This window comes from Candidatus Kuenenia stuttgartiensis (assembly GCF_900232105.1).
GTDB lineage: Bacteria > Planctomycetota > Brocadiia > Brocadiales > Brocadiaceae > Kuenenia > Kuenenia stuttgartiensis_A.
Window position 1 is genome coordinate 287,866 of sequence record NZ_LT934425.1, and the last position, 17,097, is coordinate 304,962.

General features: G+C 41.3%; 14 protein-coding genes. 3 read left to right on the forward strand and 11 right to left on the reverse strand.

All coding sequences use genetic code 11. The features are described 5' to 3' along the window. Positions 1-32 precede the first annotated feature (32 nt). Complete coding sequence (locus KSMBR1_RS01495; RefSeq protein ID WP_099323735.1) at positions 33-1,007, reverse strand: sulfotransferase; 975 nt, start codon at positions 1,005-1,007, stop codon at positions 33-35. A 251-nt stretch (positions 1,008-1,258) separates the two neighbouring features. Here KSMBR1_RS01495 and rnpA point away from each other — a divergent pair, with 251 nt between their 5' ends. Together rnpA and yidD are read left to right on the forward strand one after the other, a co-directional pair. Further along, a complete protein-coding gene (gene rnpA / locus KSMBR1_RS01500; protein WP_099323736.1) occupies positions 1,259-1,639 on the forward strand; it encodes a ribonuclease P protein component in 381 nt (126 codons plus the stop codon). Continuing rightward, on the forward strand, positions 1,620-1,829 hold the full coding sequence (yidD, locus tag KSMBR1_RS01505; protein WP_099323737.1) for a membrane protein insertion efficiency factor YidD: 210 nt from the start codon (positions 1,620-1,622) through the stop codon (positions 1,827-1,829). Before rnpA ends, yidD begins: the two co-directional genes overlap by 20 nt. A 32-nt stretch (positions 1,830-1,861) precedes the next feature. On the opposite strand, the gene KSMBR1_RS01510 is transcribed toward yidD, so the two are convergent. Continuing rightward, entirely contained in the window at positions 1,862-2,572 is a 711-nt protein-coding gene (locus KSMBR1_RS01510) for a tetratricopeptide repeat protein (RefSeq protein ID WP_164995118.1), read from the reverse strand. A gap of 558 nt (positions 2,573-3,130) precedes the next feature. Between KSMBR1_RS01510 and KSMBR1_RS01515 the strand changes: the two genes are divergently transcribed. Then, positions 3,131-5,839 carry a M16 family metallopeptidase gene (locus KSMBR1_RS01515; RefSeq protein WP_099323739.1) on the forward strand — a complete coding sequence of 903 codons (2,709 nt, stop codon included), beginning with the start codon at positions 3,131-3,133 and terminating at the stop codon, positions 5,837-5,839. A gap of 312 nt (positions 5,840-6,151) precedes the next feature. Here KSMBR1_RS01515 and KSMBR1_RS01520 read toward each other — a convergent pair whose 3' ends face one another. The 9 genes from KSMBR1_RS01520 to KSMBR1_RS20610 form a co-directional block, all read right to left on the reverse strand. Next, the gene (locus KSMBR1_RS01520; RefSeq protein WP_157775666.1) at positions 6,152-6,652 is read right to left on the reverse strand and encodes a cytochrome c; all 501 of its coding nucleotides are present in this window, start codon (positions 6,650-6,652) and stop codon (positions 6,152-6,154) included. 1,391 nt (positions 6,653-8,043) lie between these two features. After that, a complete protein-coding gene (locus tag KSMBR1_RS01525) occupies positions 8,044-9,780 on the reverse strand; it encodes an IS1634 family transposase (RefSeq protein WP_099323573.1) in 1,737 nt (578 codons plus the stop codon). 193 nt (positions 9,781-9,973) lie between these two features. Further along, positions 9,974-11,608, reverse strand: a complete 1,635-nt coding sequence (glgP, locus tag KSMBR1_RS01530; RefSeq protein ID WP_099323741.1) for an alpha-glucan family phosphorylase — start codon at positions 11,606-11,608, stop codon at positions 9,974-9,976. 315 nt (positions 11,609-11,923) lie between these two features. Beyond that, positions 11,924-12,475, reverse strand: coding sequence for a hypothetical protein (locus KSMBR1_RS01535; protein WP_099323742.1), 552 nt, complete (start codon positions 12,473-12,475; stop codon positions 11,924-11,926). A gap of 682 nt (positions 12,476-13,157) precedes the next feature. Beyond that, a complete protein-coding gene (locus tag KSMBR1_RS01545) occupies positions 13,158-14,435 on the reverse strand; it encodes a multicopper oxidase family protein (RefSeq protein ID WP_099323744.1) in 1,278 nt (425 codons plus the stop codon). Between the two features lie 11 nt (positions 14,436-14,446). Next, a complete protein-coding gene (locus KSMBR1_RS01550; RefSeq protein ID WP_099323745.1) occupies positions 14,447-15,907 on the reverse strand; it encodes a TolC family protein in 1,461 nt (486 codons plus the stop codon). Then, entirely contained in the window at positions 15,904-16,251 is a 348-nt protein-coding gene (locus KSMBR1_RS01555) for a heavy metal-binding domain-containing protein (protein ID WP_099323746.1), read from the reverse strand. Before KSMBR1_RS01555 ends, KSMBR1_RS01550 begins: the two co-directional genes overlap by 4 nt. Positions 16,252-16,694: 443 nt before the next feature. Then, positions 16,695-16,922: a hypothetical protein gene (locus tag KSMBR1_RS20605; protein WP_157775674.1), complete on the reverse strand. Its 228-nt coding sequence runs from the start codon at positions 16,920-16,922 to the stop codon at positions 16,695-16,697. Beyond that, complete coding sequence (locus tag KSMBR1_RS20610; RefSeq protein ID WP_157775677.1) at positions 16,923-17,072, reverse strand: hypothetical protein; 150 nt, start codon at positions 17,070-17,072, stop codon at positions 16,923-16,925. It abuts the gene before it with no gap. Positions 17,073-17,097: the final 25 nt, after the last annotated feature.

Sequence of the window (17,097 nt, forward strand, 5' to 3'; positions counted from 1 at the left end):
GTTCAGATGAAATTCTTTTACCATTAAAAGGGTTAAAAGAGATATTCATATCCTGCCGTTTTAAGTTCCTCTCCCATATTAATTGTTTTTACCGCTTCACGCCAGTGAGGGTTTTCCGGCGCAAAAAAAGAGGGGGTACGATTAATATTTTTCTGCACCCATTCAAGCACATGCTCCGGCAAGGGCCTCTCCATAAATTCATATAATGTTTTCAAGGTCTGTTCCGGCGCCAGGAGCAGGTCTTCATGCCGAAAGAGAAAATAGTTATTTCCAAACAGTGCTTGTCCATCATAGTGGGTTCTGCGAAACATAATTTTCCACAAGAGCATAACCCGCATGTAAGCCTTGCATTTTCTGAGATGCGCATATTCAGGCGTTTTCAACAGTACATCTGACAATGTGCGGCTGGCGCCTATCAACGCTTCCGGTCCGCTTCCGAAGAAAATATTCTCGTCAGGAAATTTATCGCGCTGACGTTGCTTTTTCCCCAAAAAAAAAGATGCTGTGACCGAGCGGGGGTCACGCACAATATGAATAAATTTTGCTTTAGGATCAATCTCCCATAGCGTCCGAACCTTAGAAAACATCCTGGTAAACTTTATTACCGTGTGTTCTGCCTGTGAAATCATGAATTTGATGTACTCTTTTGCGTAATCAGGCATATCCGTTTCAAATTCAAGTTCCGGTTTTCGTGGAGCACCGTAATTTAGCATATTTTCCATTTCTATGGCGGGCATTTTGCCGGACAATATGTTTTTAAGAGATTTGCGGAGGGTGGTTTTCATATTTATCTTTTCCAGATGAAGGTATTTTTTCATAAAAGATGCACGACATTGCCTTACCTTTTCATAAAAATCCACAGACCTCATTCCGCTGCCACCCCCAAAGGTATCGTCAGTTGCGGTTGATAAAGGTTCATAGAAGCAGTCAAAGTTCCCATCTTCCCATAGAATATCAAATGCAATGGTCGTCCCGGAGCGTCGCATTCCCTGCATAAAAACGTTCATGTATCATGCCTCAAAGATGTGTGTGTTAGGATTAAATTATAATGTGATATTAAATCAGACCTTTGCGATTGTAAGGTGCAGGCATAAATATATTTATATTGTGCTATTTATGTCAAGATGATTTAATTACTACCATGACAAGGAGATTTCTTATTTCACCCCAAAATGGTAATTTTGCCTGAAATATCATTTTTACCGGTAATTACGATTTCAACCTCTTCACTTTTTATCAATTTCGGGAAACGAACTAAATGGATACAATCCGTTATACCTTCACAAAAGCGGAACGTCTGTTACGAAAGAAGGAGTTTGATAAAGTATTTGACGAAGGCACGGTATTTAAAAACAAATTTCTAGTTCTGTACGTTGCGCCCGGCGCGCAGAAATGTTCACGCATGGGACTGGTCGTGAGTAAAAAAATCGGGAATGCCGTACGCCGGAATCGCGTGAAAAGATTATTACGGGAAGTATTCCGGCTGAATAAAAACAGGTTAACGGTACCGGTAGACATTGTTATCATCCCACGAAACACGTTCACCTCTTCTTTGAAATTGTTTGATATTAGCGCCGGATTTCAACAGGCAATCCATCAAATCAACAAAAATTTTGCAAATGAAATTCATCATAATTAAACTGCTTCAGTTATACCAATATGCCATTTCCCCTCTTTTCCATCATGCCTGCCGGTTTGAACCCACCTGTTCTCAGTACATGATTAACGCCGTAAAAAAGAAGGGGTTGTTGCGTGGCGTCTGTTTGGGGATGTGGAGGATATTGCGCTGTAATCCCTTTGGCGGCTCAGGATATGATCCGGTAAAATAATTTTGCGGTAATTGTTTTTATGGAGACCATATTCATTTTTCTTGCGGTGTATTGTTGCTTAAAACCTCATAGAGTTTTAATTCCTTTTCTGCGTCTTCAATCAACCCTTTCTTCCGGTAAGCAAATTCGAGGTTTTTGTGAGACATTGGGATTTTCGGATTGAGCTGAATGGATTTTTTTAATGCCGCAATAGCCTCATCCAGTTTGCCTGTTTCCGTATAAGCCGCCCCTAAATTGTTATACAAAACGGGATCGTCTGGTTGTGTTTCGAGCACCTTCTTATATGATTTGATGGCGTCGTCAAAACGGTTTTTTTGTGCATATGCAATCCCCAGCGCATACTGTGCCTCCGTGAAATCCGGTTTCAATTCAACCGCCTTTTCCCAAAAAGCAATAGCATTATCCTGATTATTATTTCTTGCTTGTATCGCCCCTACATTGTAAAGAATTTGTGGGTCGTAGGGATATAACTCCAATACTATCTTATACTCTTCGAGGGCTTTATTGAGCTGCCCTTTTTTATGATAAACAGTCGCTATGTTGCAGTGGGCGTCTCTGTTGTACGGGTCTATACTCAATGCTTTTTTATAATACTGCATAGCTTCATCCAGTTTTCCCTGGCTGTCAAAAAGGACGCCCTGACGGTTGTAATTGTCGGGGTCTTGCACCCCGCAACTATTTATTGCCAAAATAAGGAGGAGAAACAGGAACATTTTGCGTTTTACATATGTTTGAAGAAACATGGATTTAAACCTCTTTTTGTATCGTTTCATTGGCATAGGAATTTTCACTCGAAAATACCATTTATCCACCCCCGCCCAGGAATGAAATTGATCGCTTTTTTATAATATCACGAATACAAATACATTTTCTAATAAATTCTTAAAATGGCAATAATTTCGTAACATTTTAGTTTTCTGAAAAAGCAGGGGCGAAGCATTTGCCCGTTTGGGTATGAACGTATTTATGACAACTTATAGCAAATGCTTCGCCCCTACACTATGCGGCAAACATCGCTATTATTGAAATTTTTCAAAAAACTAAAGTGCTACATAATTTCAGGGATACTGAAGTGCCTTTTGTAAAACAGTACCTAAGCTGATTGATTACAGTGAGATAATATCTTAAAAGTTATTTCTTTGCACACTTCCATTCGTCAGTGCGTGCTTTTTGTAAAAATATTTAATGGTGAAATACGAATATTTAGTTTTTTAATCTGTGGAATCTGTATAATCTGTGGTTCCGCCTTTCGTATCTCATGCTTGTTTTTATTTCTGGCTTGTCCATGTTAGGAGAATACTATGGTTTACAGGAATACATTTTTTCGTTATCTGCATTGCGTTTTTTTTATTAAAAAGCTACGGCTATTTGCCCTTTCTCTCATTACGGTTCTCTCACTGTTTTACGGAATGGGGAGTATTAACGGTTACACCGAAGGTATGAATGAAGGGGTTTCCGCATTATTCCATGATACACAGAATGCCTTCGTCTTTTACCTTGATAATGGTATGGAGGTGATACTGGTTGAAAATCATGCCAGCCCCATGATCACCGCTTTTACCATTGTAAAGACAGGCAGTTGTAATGAGGATGCGTCAACCAACGGCTGTGCTCATTTTCTGGAACATCTTCTTTTTAACGGGACAAAATCACGCACACAAAAACAACTTTACGATGAGATGGCTTTTTACGGAGGATACAATAATGCAAACACAACCACCGATTATACAAATTTTATGATCCTTATGCCGAAAGAATATATTTCTCAAGGCATGGATATTCAGGCAGACATGTTATTTAATTCTATTTTACCGGAAGAAAAATTTGAAAAAGAACGGGGTATTGTTATAGAAGAAATCGGAAAATGGGAAAATAATCCGGCGCAGCAGGCGCAAAATCATTTTTTACGCACATTTTTTGCAAACACCCCTTACGAGCGGCCAGTACTCGGTACGGTTTCCACTATTTCACATCTCAAATATGACGCGGTGCGCGAGTATTACAAAACATGGTATGTTCCCAATAATATGATATTGATGGTCATTGGCGATTTTATAACAACGGAAGTGATTGAGCTGGTGAAGGAAAAATACGGAAAATATCCTGCCGGAAGATTGCCGGAGAAAAAGGGTATTCAATTCAATCCCCCAAATAAATTACGCATTATTCAGGCAAATGGTATTGGTAATTTTCCGGCAGACAGACAATATCTCTCTATAGGATATGTGCTTCCTCCCCCGACCGGTGAAGACTTTCAGTCATTACAAATGCTGGCTGAATTTCTTGGTGGAAAGGAGAATTCTGTGCTGGATGTATTGTTTCGTAAGGAAGAGAATAGCGATTTACTCTATTCGATAAGCGCCAACATGGAATTTCACCGTGAATTTTCAACACTGCAAATATCGGCAGAACTTCCTTCTGATTCCGATACGGATCATGTCGTTGGTCTTATTTTACAGGCAATAGATGATATGGCGGTGAATACTGTATCTACTGAGGAATTGAACACCCTCTTAACCTCCGGATTAATCAATGAAATATATCTGCAGGAAAAATTGCATTATTATGCAATGATGAAGTCCGGTTATCTTGTTGCGGGTGGATATGCGTTTTATCGTGAATATATGGATGGGCTAATAAAAGTTACCCCGCAATCCATTCAAAAAGTCTGTCAGAAATACCTAAAGGACCAACTGCCCGTTATAACAACAATGTCGCCTTCCGCTCCTATAAACAAAGAAACGACAAAACGTTCACAGAGCAGTTACTATCAGGAAATCTTACCGAACGGATTGACTGTTGCCATAAAGGAAAACCGGGACAGCAGGGTTGTGGGGATACATCTGCTGGCAAAGGATCGCTGCATTGCAGAAGGAGAGGGAAAGCACGGCTTAACAGAAATACTGCAGCGGATGTTCCTGTCGGGCGGGACGCTTCATTACCCGGAAGATGCATTGTATAAAGAGTACGAATCCATCGGGGCGGAGATCAAACTGTATGATAACCCTCATATTGATTTTGATGATTACTATAATTCCCCGCGTTTTGCATATATTCGTTTAAAAGTTGTTGATTTTTATTTTGAAAAAGGGATTCAACTACTGGCAGAAACAATACTCCATCCGCAACTGACACAGGAGCATTTTGAACAGGCAAAAAAAGAGGTGATTCCCCTTGCCGCCAGGGCGGAATCAGATACACCGCTTAGGGCAAAACGTGTGTTTTATAAAAACTTGTTTGCCATGGATATCGGGTATGGCAATGAGATTGGTTTTCCCGAACAACTGGATAAATTATCCTTAGAAGATGCAAAATCCCTTTACAATAAATTGTATAATCCATCAAATTTGATTCTTGCTGTTTCCGGAAATATTCCGGTGGATGAGGCGTTGCTTCTTATAAAGCGCAGTTTTGGAGGGACATGGGGCAATGCGGGCTGGAATGCGCCGGTGCAGCATATCGTTTTTAATGAACCGGTGGGAAGGATCGTCCGTGAAAAAACAGGAAAGACACAATCGTATATTTCAGTGGGCAGTACGTACGAAATACAAAAAGGCGAAGTACCGGCGCTTGCTGTTTTACAATATGTATTCTCCGAAAGTTTAGCCTTTCAACTGAGGGAAACGCAAGGGCTTGCCTATAGTATTGGCGTCAGTTTCCCCTTACATAATAATGCGCAATGGTACAGGATTACCATGGGTACCCGTCCTGAGAATATAAACCGTGCCATAAGCGGCATACAAAAGGAAATTAATGATATACGCAAGAGAAAATACGAAAAGGATGAAGTGCAAAAAGCTATTAACGCGATATTGGGACGTCATGGCATGCGCAGGCTGGACAGGGTGAATCAGGCGTATTATATGAGTATGGAGATACTTGATGGCAACCCGCCGGAAGATGATGAATTATTTTCAGAAAAGTTAAAAAAAGTAACCCCCGAAGAAGTAGCGCAATTGGCACAAAAGGTATTTAAGAATGACGACCATCTAATCATTATCATCGAGTGATTCATATTTTTGTGCGGGTGTATGAAGGTAAAATATTTTCGGGTGCGAATTGCAAAAATAGGCTTAACCACTACCGTAAAGTTTCAAAGGAGTTATTATGCGGTATGAAAATCAAGTTGATCGTAGTAAGGAGAGAAATTTCCGGTTTTGCATGGTAAATACTAACCGTGATAAGATAGAAAATATGACCGCAATTCACGTTTCAGTGCGGAAATGATGTGATTATTTTCTAAATGACAAAAGGCTGGATAGGATGCATTCCTGATCCAGCCTTTTATTATAAAAAACTACTTAATTATTTTTGCTTAATGATTATTTGCGATATTTCGTATGGCAATTTATACAGGCGTTTTTTAATAATCCTGTAAAGGCAGACAACAATTGATCTGAGTCCTGGGAGTCGGCAGCTTTTTTCAAGGACGCAACTTGCTTATTTATCTCATCCACATAATTAGCAAAATCTTTTTTCTGTATGTCCCTTGCCGGATTTTCTTCCACCTTCCTAAATCTATTACTGTTTTCAAAAAAACTTATAAACATACTTTTGCTTTTTTCTGAAATATGGTCAGCTTCCTGCTTGATATAATTAAAATCATCCTTAAGTATGCCCTCTAAAATGTTATTTACTGCATGCTCCAAATCCCTGGTGAATGTCTTAACAGGTAAATTAACTCCTTCATGCTTTCCTGTCTGTTCATGAGTTATTATTTGTCCCTCACTTCCGAATGTATGATTAGAAATTGCAAAATTCAACATACCAACGATTCCAAAGAAGCTTACTAAACCCATCTTTACCGTAGTTACCCGTCCCATAAATATTTCTCCTTTCCCTATAAAATATAAAACAATTAATAGCATCTATCCGGTAATAGTATCTATCCGGCAAAATTAAACAATTATGTTTTTCACTACAAGCGTAATTATTCAGCGTAAATACTGCATGACTCGCCCTCAAAACTCCTATTTGAGGACACCTGCCTGCAGGCAGGTAATTGCAATGGAAAATATGTTTCCAACAAGAAGCATTCCAGCTTTTTTGTAAACAACCCGTAAAGATTAAAAGTAACTCATGCATCCAGCTTGAGTGTTAAATATCAAAAGCAGGCCTTTTCGGTTTCTGATGCCATTATTTTATTGTTTACTAATAACGGCAACAAAACAACAAGCGAATAACCAATACATTTTTTCACATTAATCATGACTTACACCTCCTATGAAAAAAACATCAAAAAAACCAGCTGTCGACAGCTATAGTTTGTTCTGAAACAAAACAGCTATAGAAAACCCTCTTTAATCAGGCTGTTTTAAATATCTGTTTAATGAAAAATTGCTCAAAAAAATTTATGAAAAGATACCAAATGGATAACAGGAATATAATATAACAAAACAAAAGAAATTGTCAATATGCCCATATGGGTCGGCCTTTATGAATGCCCCCGTTTGGGTGTATTGGTTTTTATAAGCTACTATATAGAAAAACTATCAATTAGCCTTATTGTAACACTTTATTTTTTTGAAAAATTCCAATAATGTAGTGCGACGAGGTTCGTCGCACTACAAATGACAATTTCCAGATCTTTTGTGCCAATATCTGCTATTGTACCCTATCTTGCTACAAACAGGTTGCTCCTATGGTGTTTATAGGAAATACGTTTTTCAAAAGACTAAAAGTGTTACGTAAGTTCTCTTTTGTAAACATTTTCACTACGTTCAGCAGTTTCCAGACGCATACAATGCGTCTCTACTACAAAAATATTGAAATTCCCAAACGTTAACTTATCGTTCCCGGCGGGTTCAGGTTGCAAACCAATGTCATTAAGTTAAGGATGCATTCCTGATTTTTTCTGACTCACGCCAGTTTTAAATAAAACATTACAGTAAGTTAACCCTGACAGAGTTGTCTCGTCCTGACCCCATTGCTATGCTTAACAAAAATATGAATTTAAAACATACTGCAGAACCATCCTGTGCGTATTAAAAAATGAGGCATTAATCGCTATTGAATGCTTCATTATATCAATCCATTTATCTTTATCATTATAAAACATCGGGACAATGACCGTCTCCAGTTTTTCATACATTCCCTCTATTTCGGTTTTCACGTCATCATTGATATCCGAAGCTTGTTTCCCTAGCGTGAGTTTATCACAAAATAAGGCATGAAGCAACGTAACATAAATACAGTCAATGCGTTAAGCACAACATCAATTGTATACACTGAGTCCTTGAAGTTTCAGCCGATGTTTGTGGAAATCCATAATGCCTAACGCATTCATCAACAGAGATTCCTTGTCGGACATTTCTTCCAATTTGTAGGTAGCCTTAACTCTCCCTCTGGCCTTTGTTTCTTCAAGCATAGCAGAAAGCCTTATATTATTAAGGGTGTCTAACAGGGTATCTAACGTTCCACTAAATTGTGCGTGCGCTTTTGCCTGATACCACACAATCGCCGCCATTAGGTATCCGAGGACGCAAATAAAAAAATGCACCCTGATTTTCTGATCCGTCCAGTGAAATTGCGGTTTTAAAGCAAGGTGATAGGGGTTCTTGAGATTTCTAAAGGCATGTTCAATTTTTGATTGCCCATAGTAGGCTTTTATAATGTCCGCGGTATCCCAATCGTGATGGTCTGTCATAAGAATCCTGAACCCCAGTTCCCCTTCTATTTCTTCGAGCTTTTTCTGGTCGATTGAAAAATTCAATTGAAACTTGCCTTCAGATACCTCTTTTAACGACCAATCGATAACATCCTTCGCAAATTGACATTTCACTACACTTCTTATCGTATCCTCCAGACCCTCTTTGTCCCGCATCTTTCCCTTTGGATTACACAGATGCTGCTGTAAGAGCTTTAACTGATGTTCTGCCTTTTCCAGAGACTGAGACATTCCCCTTAATTGCCCAACCTTTAATTTCTCGGAAATAAATACGACAACGGTTCTTTCCTGCCCCCAAATAACCCGTTTGTCATGGTACACCTGTATCTTACTGCCGTCAACGTCATATTCCCTGAAATTACACATGGCATCCCCTACCAACTGCTTGTGATGATACGGTGTAAGCGCTCCAACGTAATGCAATGCCAATCTCTCTACAATAGCCATATTGTCCATGGAATTGTTTCCACGATCAAAAACAATAGTGTGCTTTTTGCTGTCGAAACCTAATCCGGTCATCCTGTCTTTTATCGTCTCAAGAACCGCGCTGAACACCTTTGCATCCGCCATGTTCCCCTGATAGGTATGGTGAAACAACGGTATCATGTCGTTACGTGTAACGACCATCGCCAACCCGACCTGCCTGAGATCGTATCGCTTTTGTTTGTTTTTCCCCCGCCGGGCAATAGTGCATCGCAGATTAGTTGTGTCGATATACGTGAAAAAATTGGTTGTATCAAAAAACAGTGTGTCGCTTTGAAGGTTGTATGTTTTAAATGTCTTTTCAATTAATTCGCGCTCGATTTCTGCAATGGATTCTTCAGGAAGTGCATCCATCAAATCCCAGAAATGCTGACTGTCTATTTTACTCAAGCTGTGTCTGAGTAAGTATTCGGCAGTAGTCGTCTTTGCCCAATCCCACCATCCTCTTTTGCTGGTAGGCACACACACTCTCCCCACGGCACCCAACAAGAGGGTACTTCCGGCGGTCAGATTATTTCGAACAGGTTTTTTAGCACAATACTGCCGTGGCGACTTTATATATTTATTAATCACGGAAGGGACGTCCAGGGCATTGGCCACACTTAGCAATGCGGCTACCGCGCCATGTGAATAAGATTTGAGCCGTAATTTTTCGGTAAGACCTTGCAGTTGTTTTAATAAATCGTCTGCCTTGCCAAGATAGGCCAGGACGATGGGCCTGGGCTTGCCGTTAACGCGCCGCGATTCGACAATATACCAATATTTATAACCTCTGGAGTTTTTAGATTGAATGGTAGCCATGGCTATTAGTTGTTAGTGTATACGTAATAGATTAATACTCCGTGTATAATAGTATATACAGGCATATAATGCAATATAAATATAGTATTATTCAGTGTATACATAATTTTTTAGACAAAAAAAGTCGCAACCCGATACAAATCATTGGATTGCAACTTGATGTCTTTGTCTTACACCTTATTTCGTGATAAACTCACGCTAGAGACCAGCCGGTTCTCCCCTCAATATGCCCTTCAACCCACCAGCCATCCAATACACTGAAACTGGGGACGCCGTTATGTGCTGCCTTCATACCGGAAGTACCGGATGCCTCATTTGGTCTCTGCGGGGTATTTAACCAGAGGTCTACCCCTGAGGTTAACATCTTTCCCATATCTATGTCATAATTTTCCAAATATATTATTTTTACCTGCCCCTTCAATTGTCTTATGCTTGAAAAAATCCTCTTAATCAACTCTTTACCAGGCAAATCCTGCGGGTGTGCTTTGCCTGCAAAAACAAATTGTATGTTACCAACCTCCTGCGAAATAGTTTTCAGCCTGTTTACATCAGAAAAGATCATATCCGCTCTCTTATACAGGGTTGCACGTCTGGCAAATCCGATGGTAAATACATCGTAATGAAAGCCTGCATTTGCTTCTTTATTTATATAATCAATAAGTATCTTCTTTGCCTTCATGTGTGCCTGCCATATTTCGATTTTTGGAATACTTAAGGCGTATCTCAGACTGAAAGAATCGTTTCTCCACCCTGATATATATTTACTATACAACTCCTTAAAACTATCACATGTCCAGGTATTCGAATGTACTCCATTCGTTATAGAATCGATGGAATATCCCGGGAACATTGATTTAGATACTTCGCCATGCTTTTTTGCAACACCATTGATATATTTACTTAAGTTCAAGGCAAGTAATGTCAAATTTAACCTCTCTTCTCCACCAAGCATCTTCATAATATCAAAAGGCATATAGTCCCCTAAAACACCCTTTACCAAATCATAGGAAAACTGGTCGTGTCCTGCCGGCACCGGAGTGTGTGTGGTAAATACACAGAGGTTCCTTACCTCATCGAATTTCCATATTGTTTCATCCTCTGTTCTCCGCATTCTTAATAATTCCAATGTTAATAAGCTTGCATGACCTTCATTCATATGATATTTCCTTATTTTTGAATGGCCTAAATCATGCAACATCCGCAAACCACCTATTCCCAAAATGATTTCCTGAGCAAACCGGTACTTCAGATCTCCTCCATACAGATAATCATTCAGTCCCCTGTCATATTCACTATTTTCTTCAAGGTTTGTATCTAAAAATATGACCGGCACACGGTGGCCGGTTATGCCAATGACCTCATATTGCAAGGCACGAATAAAGACTGTCCTGTTTTCTATCCTTACACTGACCCTGTTCGTCAAAGGAGTAATGAAATCTTCGGGATACCATTGAACAGGCATTTCTTTCTGATTCCCAAGAGTATCTAGTTTTTGATAGAAATACCCTTTCTCGTATAATAGGGTAACCACTACCATAGGCACTTTCAGATCAGCACAAGACCTTATGGTATCCCCTGCCAGTACGCCCAATCCCCCGCTATAGGTGGGAATATGAGATTCAATACCAACTTCCATGGAAAAGTATGCAATCTTTCTTTCCTGCTTTTCGCCTAAAGGAATGAATATGTCTCTTTGATTTAAATATTGTTCAGGAAATTTCTTGAACTCGTCTCTACATAACTCCGAGCAAAAACAAAATTTCTGATCTTTATATTCATATGCGATCTCTTTTTTTGCTGACATACCACAAACCGGGTCTTTCATCATCCTTCACCTTTTAAAAAGTTTACTTTCTTATAACACATCCCAGCCCCCTCTTTTTAGAGTGGAGATAAAAAGTCCCTTCTAAAAAGAGGAGACTTAGGGGTGTGTTTTAACACTAAAATGCCCCCTTGCTCTATAAAACCAGAAATCCTTAATTTTATTGAGTTTTTACAAAAAACTAAAGTGTTACAAAAAATTAAAAGGACAATACAATAACACCTTTGTAAATTTTTCATCTTCTCGTGTATTTTGGGTAAAAATGTTTTTTGACTTCCTCAAAAAAAACCCCTTATAACACCCAATGTCATTGTCCTTACTCTATTTTTCTGTCTTCTTTTGTTCATTTTTACAAAGAGGGCAGGTCAAAAAGTCTATATCACATTCATCACAATGCTGGAGAGTCCATTCCTGTGTCTTTTTCTTGCAATCAGGGCATTTCATCTCCCACTTGGAAAATGCTTTGGCTTTGACATGTCTGGACTTTACTATTTTACATTTAGGACATTTTGCCTCTTTCGTTTCTGCTTTCAACTTTGCGGATTCCGCCTTGCACATTACACAAACCAACGCATCTTTGTCACATTCATCACAATGATGAACGTCAAATTCCGATACTTCTTTTTTGCAATCAGGGCACACCATGCCCATCGGAGCAACTGTTTTCCCTTTCATTGGCCCTAAATGCCCTTTTTTACAAGAGGGACACATCGGTAGTTCAATGGTCTCCGGTATCTGACGTTCCTGTGCCAGTGGTTTTACACTATGTTTAAATGTTTCTTCTTCCGAATACGCATAATTATTGCCCCATAAAACTGCGGAAAATATCACCGCACTAAAAAAAACCGGTATTGACAACTTTTTGTTTTTCATTGCTATCTACTCCTTTGTTTTTATATAAAACGCAACAAATAAAAAATGAATCTTCGTATTTACTCCAGACTTCCCCCCCTTTCCGTTAAAAATTCAGCATTTAAAAAAACAGATAACAGTTCAGTCTACCGCAGAGAACGCTGCGATCGCAGAGGTTTTAAGGAGATAAAAACAGAAAATTATGCAGGTACACATTGTATTTGTTTTCTCCGCGTCCTCTGCGGTGAACTATTACAAAATAGGGTGCATTCCCGATTGTTTGTAAGCGTTCATGGAGTCGGGGCAAAACAACCCTGACAGGGTTTGAAACCCTGTCAGGGTTGACACTACTGCAACGTTTTATTGAAACATGGCAGAAATCACAAAAAATCGGGAATACACCCCAAAAATAGAATGTTTCCTGACACCATGCCACGATTTTCCAGGTTCATACCTTCTGTATCGTTTAACGTCTCAATATTTCATTCTATTTTAAATATTTAATATATATGAATCTTATGCTAGGGAAATCGTTGATTAATATCAAGAAGAAACTTAACTACCAACAAAATTACATGCCTTTGTTTTCAAAACAAACATAGTGTATTTTACACCATTTAAACTATGTGAATACTGCTATTTATGGGTTTCATTTCATTCAACCTAACCCACACCTACTGGAGTAGGACTTATTTGTAAGTAATTATTCAATTACCCGCCAGGCTACAGTACCTTCCTGTTGTTGATACCAGCCAGGGTCATCGTAGCTGGTAATGTCATCGCGAACCTTTAACACGGTAAACATACCGCCCATTTCGACTGGTCCAAACGGCCCTTTTCCTGTCATCATGGGTAGTGTATTTTTTGGCAAGGGCATGTTCATCACTGCCATCCCGGACATGCCGCTCTCACCCATGGCCATATAATCCGGCAGCAGGTTTTGTATTTTCCGTTCCACTCCACTCTGATTTACACCGATCATGTTTGGTACGTCATGCTTCATGGCGTTCATAACGTGGTGGTTCTTGTGGCAATGCAAAGCCCAGTCCCCCGGAGCATTTGCCACAAATTGTATGTCACGCGTAGTACCTGGTGGAACGTTAACCGTGGTTTCAGGCCATTGACCCGAGGCTGGAATGCGCCCTCCATCCGTACCGGTAATCTTAAAATTATAGCCGTGCAGGTGGATCGGGTGGGAGTCCATGCTCAGATTGGCGACTCTGATTCTCACCCTGTCTCCCAAACGGACTACCAATGGCGCCGTGCCAGGGAACACACGACTGTTGAATGTGAAGAGGTTAAAGTCGGTCATGATGTTTGGATTCGGAGTACTTGTGCCGGGTTCGACAAACCATTCCTGAAGAAAGATACAGAAGTCCCGGTCGATCCTGGGCTGTTCTGGTTCTTTTGGGTGTATAATGAAAAAACCTTCCATCCCCATTGCCATCTGCACCATCTCGTCCGCATGCGGGTGATACATCTGTGTACCATGCTGACGGAGCGTAAATTCATAGACATAGGTCTCGCCCGGTTTGATTTGCGGCTGGTTCAATCCCCCGACGCCATCCATACCATTGGGCAGGAGTACGCCGTGCCAGTGGATCGTGGTATGTTCTGCAAGCTTGTTGGTGACTAAGATACGCACACGGTCACCTTCCACCGCTTCGATGGTAGGGCCTGGCGTCTGACCGTTATAACCCCAGCAGTTGACGATCATTCCTGGCGCAAACTCCCGCTTGACCGGTTCAGCGATCAAGTGAAAAACTTTAACGCCATTGTCCCACTTCCAGGGGAGGGTGCTCCCATTGAGTGTCGTAGCCGGTGTATAGGACAAGCCATGTATGGGTGGCATGATAGTGGTGGGTTGTGGTGTGGTCACTGTGTTTACAGCTTCCAACTGCTTGCGACCTAACAGCGTAGAAATACCGCCGGTTAGCAATGCCGCTGCGCTGGAAAGAATCATTTTCCGTCGGGTAATCATGATAAATCTCCTTAATGATGAATATGGTTAGGGAGTTTTGATGGCTGAGTAGCTGGTTGTTCCACGGGTTGTGCGGGCGGATGGATAGTTTCCTCAGTAACTAACAAGCGGCCACCAACTGCACGCTCCAGGTCAGACATGGCAATCCAGTAGTCCCTCAAAGTTTCGATGTATTCACGACCTGTGTTGATCTGGTTTTGCTTCGCCAGGAGTAACTCATACACCCCAATAAGCATGCCGTTGTAATACAGTTGGGACTCATCCACGATCCGCTGCCGAAGGGGAAGAATGACTTCCTGGTAGTATTCAACCATGTTGCGTGCAGTCAAAAGCCGATTGCGTATATCCCTGACCTCCGAACGTATATCGATTGCCAGAGAGGAGAGCCGCTGCTGGCTTTGCCTCAATTGTGCCTCCAACCGTGCGATCTCAGCCTGACGTTGGTCGAAGATCGGTAATTCAATCGTAAGATTAGGTCCTGTAAAATTTACGTTGTCAGCGACGTCGTGTTCAGTATTTACACCAACGTCAAATACATAAAAATACCGATATTTCCGCGTCAATAACAAGGCATGTGAGATGACCAGCGTCTCCTGTCGTGCGGCGGCTAAATCCAGGCGTTGTGACACAGCGAGCGACTCCAGATGTTCTAAAGGGATTTCATCTGCTGATAGCTCAGGAAGTCTGCCAGGGAGTTTCCACGTAGTATCTGCTCCCCAAAGCCCCATCAGTCGGTTCAGACGCTCACGGTCAACAACGATTTGGATATCTGTTCTTGTCATGTCTAATTTCGCCTGAACATGGAACCCATGTTGATTTGCAAGATCTAACGTCTTTAAAGTGCCGGCATCGTGTTGACGGGTAGCAATGTCAACAGCTGCTTCCGTGGCCTGGACTACAGTTCGGCGCATCTCTAGTATTTGCTCATCTGCCTGAAGGGCGTAATAAGTTGACCGTACCGCCGCTGCCAGGTTCAAAACGGCATTACCAACACGCAGCTTCGCTTGTTCAAACTGAGCCGCAGCAACTTTCTTTCGTAAAGGACGCACAAGTAAATCAAGAAAATCCTGAACCACTGAAAATTCTGTATTGGTACTGCGATGCCCTCCCACGGTCTTATCGGGGAACCTGAAGCTAGCTCCAAATGTAGGGTTCCGCAACAAACCAGCCTGTACAAGATCGGCCTGAGCAATACCCAGATCTTCATATGTCGCCTGCAATGACCGGTTGTTAAGTAATGAAATCTGAACAGCTTCATCTAAGGTCAGTTCCTGTTGTAACATTAACCGGACGGCATCGATCACCGCAGCATCCTCCGATGTGCCCTGACTCCAGTGTACCCGGCGACCAATGCGCTGTTCTATGATATTCTGGACGTCAGAAAATCCAGCCTCTTCAGGAACCGAAGCACAGCCAGCAAGTACTCCAATACACATGAGAGTTATAAATATGGCTATCAATCTCTGTGTCATTGTTTTCCCTCCGATTCGGTTTTGGAAAGTGCTGCCGGGACCAGTCCCATCCCACACTTAGGGCATCTGCCCAGGCTTGATTGTACTACTTCGGCATGCATCGGGCAGGTATACATTGTGGGTACGGTTGTGGGTGGATGCGTAGGCAAAGTTGGTTCGGTAGGCGGTTGTTCCGCTGTGACAGGTACCTCGGCCTGGAGCCAATTCGATCGTGGAGCAAATGCAGATTCCAGTGCGTTCGGATTTGCCGGATCGTTGGTAGATATTGGTATTTGAAGTGTCTGGCTAGCACAACCCGTCAAGATTGTCACACACATAGCAGTCGTTACTATCCGTGCTATCATTGTCATCCCCCCTTTAAAAATGGCAGGAATACTACTCCAAAAGCAACCGCTGGTTTTGTTCTATCTTTGGTTAGCGGATAGAGACTTTCTCCTTGTTCACCTGCCAATACCATTATAAGTACTTTTTAAACAAGTTATTATTCAATACCATAATCTGCTCTACACGATTTCAGCTATCAAGATTAACCCAAAATGTTTTCGCCACATTTTACCGACATCAGCGTGACTCGCCGTTTTACTTAATCAGTATACTTTTGCGTCGATTGTTCGAACTTATTTTTGCACACGACCGGGCAAAAATAGTGCGTCTTACTCTGATAGGTGGCAAGTTGGCAAAATCTGGTTTGCTCTTGGTTATCCACAAATGCCAGTAATTTCCAGTACGGTCGGTCAACCCGGCCGGTGTTTCTCCCAGAACGATGTCATTGAGAATCTTCACTTCTCTATCTAAGGTAAAAATCTTGATGGAAAAACAGGCAAAACTGCCGTGAACGATTAACCAGATTATGAACGGTAGTCTCCCTCATGTAGATGTTTTCATGAAAGCCCACGGCATCGCGGCAGTCAAGTATAAGCCCAAGCCGCCGATTGATGAGTTTCACGGAAGTAACCAGTGTGTCAGGTTCATAGGTGAGCAGTCTTTCCCAACCCGGCTCGTGTACCCATCTCAATTACCCCTCAGTGAAGACACCGAAGCGAAACACATGCCCGGCGGTATGATTCTCCTTGCCGATATAGGGAAAATAGATGTCACGCAGCTTATAGGCGGCATCAAACATCACTTGTAGCGAACCGTTACCAATAGTTAATTCTCGTGACATAACTCATTTCCTCATATACCTGGTA

Bases quoted from the DNA above. Each gene is read 5' to 3' on its own strand.
- KSMBR1_RS01495 (WP_099323735.1), bottom strand. From the start codon at position 1,007: ATGAACGTTTTTATGCAGGGAATGCGACGCTCCGGGACGACCATTGCA.
- rnpA (WP_099323736.1), top strand. From the start codon at position 1,259: ATGGATACAATCCGTTATACCTTCACAAAAGCGGAACGTCTGTTACGA.
- yidD (WP_099323737.1), top strand. From the start codon at position 1,620: ATGAAATTCATCATAATTAAACTGCTTCAGTTATACCAATATGCCATT.
- KSMBR1_RS01510 (WP_164995118.1), bottom strand. From the start codon at position 2,572: ATGTTTCTTCAAACATATGTAAAACGCAAAATGTTCCTGTTTCTCCTC.
- KSMBR1_RS01515 (WP_099323739.1), top strand. From the start codon at position 3,131: ATGGTTTACAGGAATACATTTTTTCGTTATCTGCATTGCGTTTTTTTT.
- KSMBR1_RS01520 (WP_157775666.1), bottom strand. From the start codon at position 6,652: ATGGGACGGGTAACTACGGTAAAGATGGGTTTAGTAAGCTTCTTTGGA.
- KSMBR1_RS01525 (WP_099323573.1), bottom strand. From the start codon at position 9,780: ATGGCTACCATTCAATCTAAAAACTCCAGAGGTTATAAATATTGGTAT.
- glgP (WP_099323741.1), bottom strand. From the start codon at position 11,608: ATGATGAAAGACCCGGTTTGTGGTATGTCAGCAAAAAAAGAGATCGCA.
- KSMBR1_RS01535 (WP_099323742.1), bottom strand. From the start codon at position 12,475: ATGAAAAACAAAAAGTTGTCAATACCGGTTTTTTTTAGTGCGGTGATA.
- KSMBR1_RS01545 (WP_099323744.1), bottom strand. From the start codon at position 14,435: ATGATTACCCGACGGAAAATGATTCTTTCCAGCGCAGCGGCATTGCTA.
- KSMBR1_RS01550 (WP_099323745.1), bottom strand. From the start codon at position 15,907: ATGACACAGAGATTGATAGCCATATTTATAACTCTCATGTGTATTGGA.
- KSMBR1_RS01555 (WP_099323746.1), bottom strand. From the start codon at position 16,251: ATGATAGCACGGATAGTAACGACTGCTATGTGTGTGACAATCTTGACG.
- KSMBR1_RS20610 (WP_157775677.1), bottom strand. From the start codon at position 17,072: ATGTCACGAGAATTAACTATTGGTAACGGTTCGCTACAAGTGATGTTT.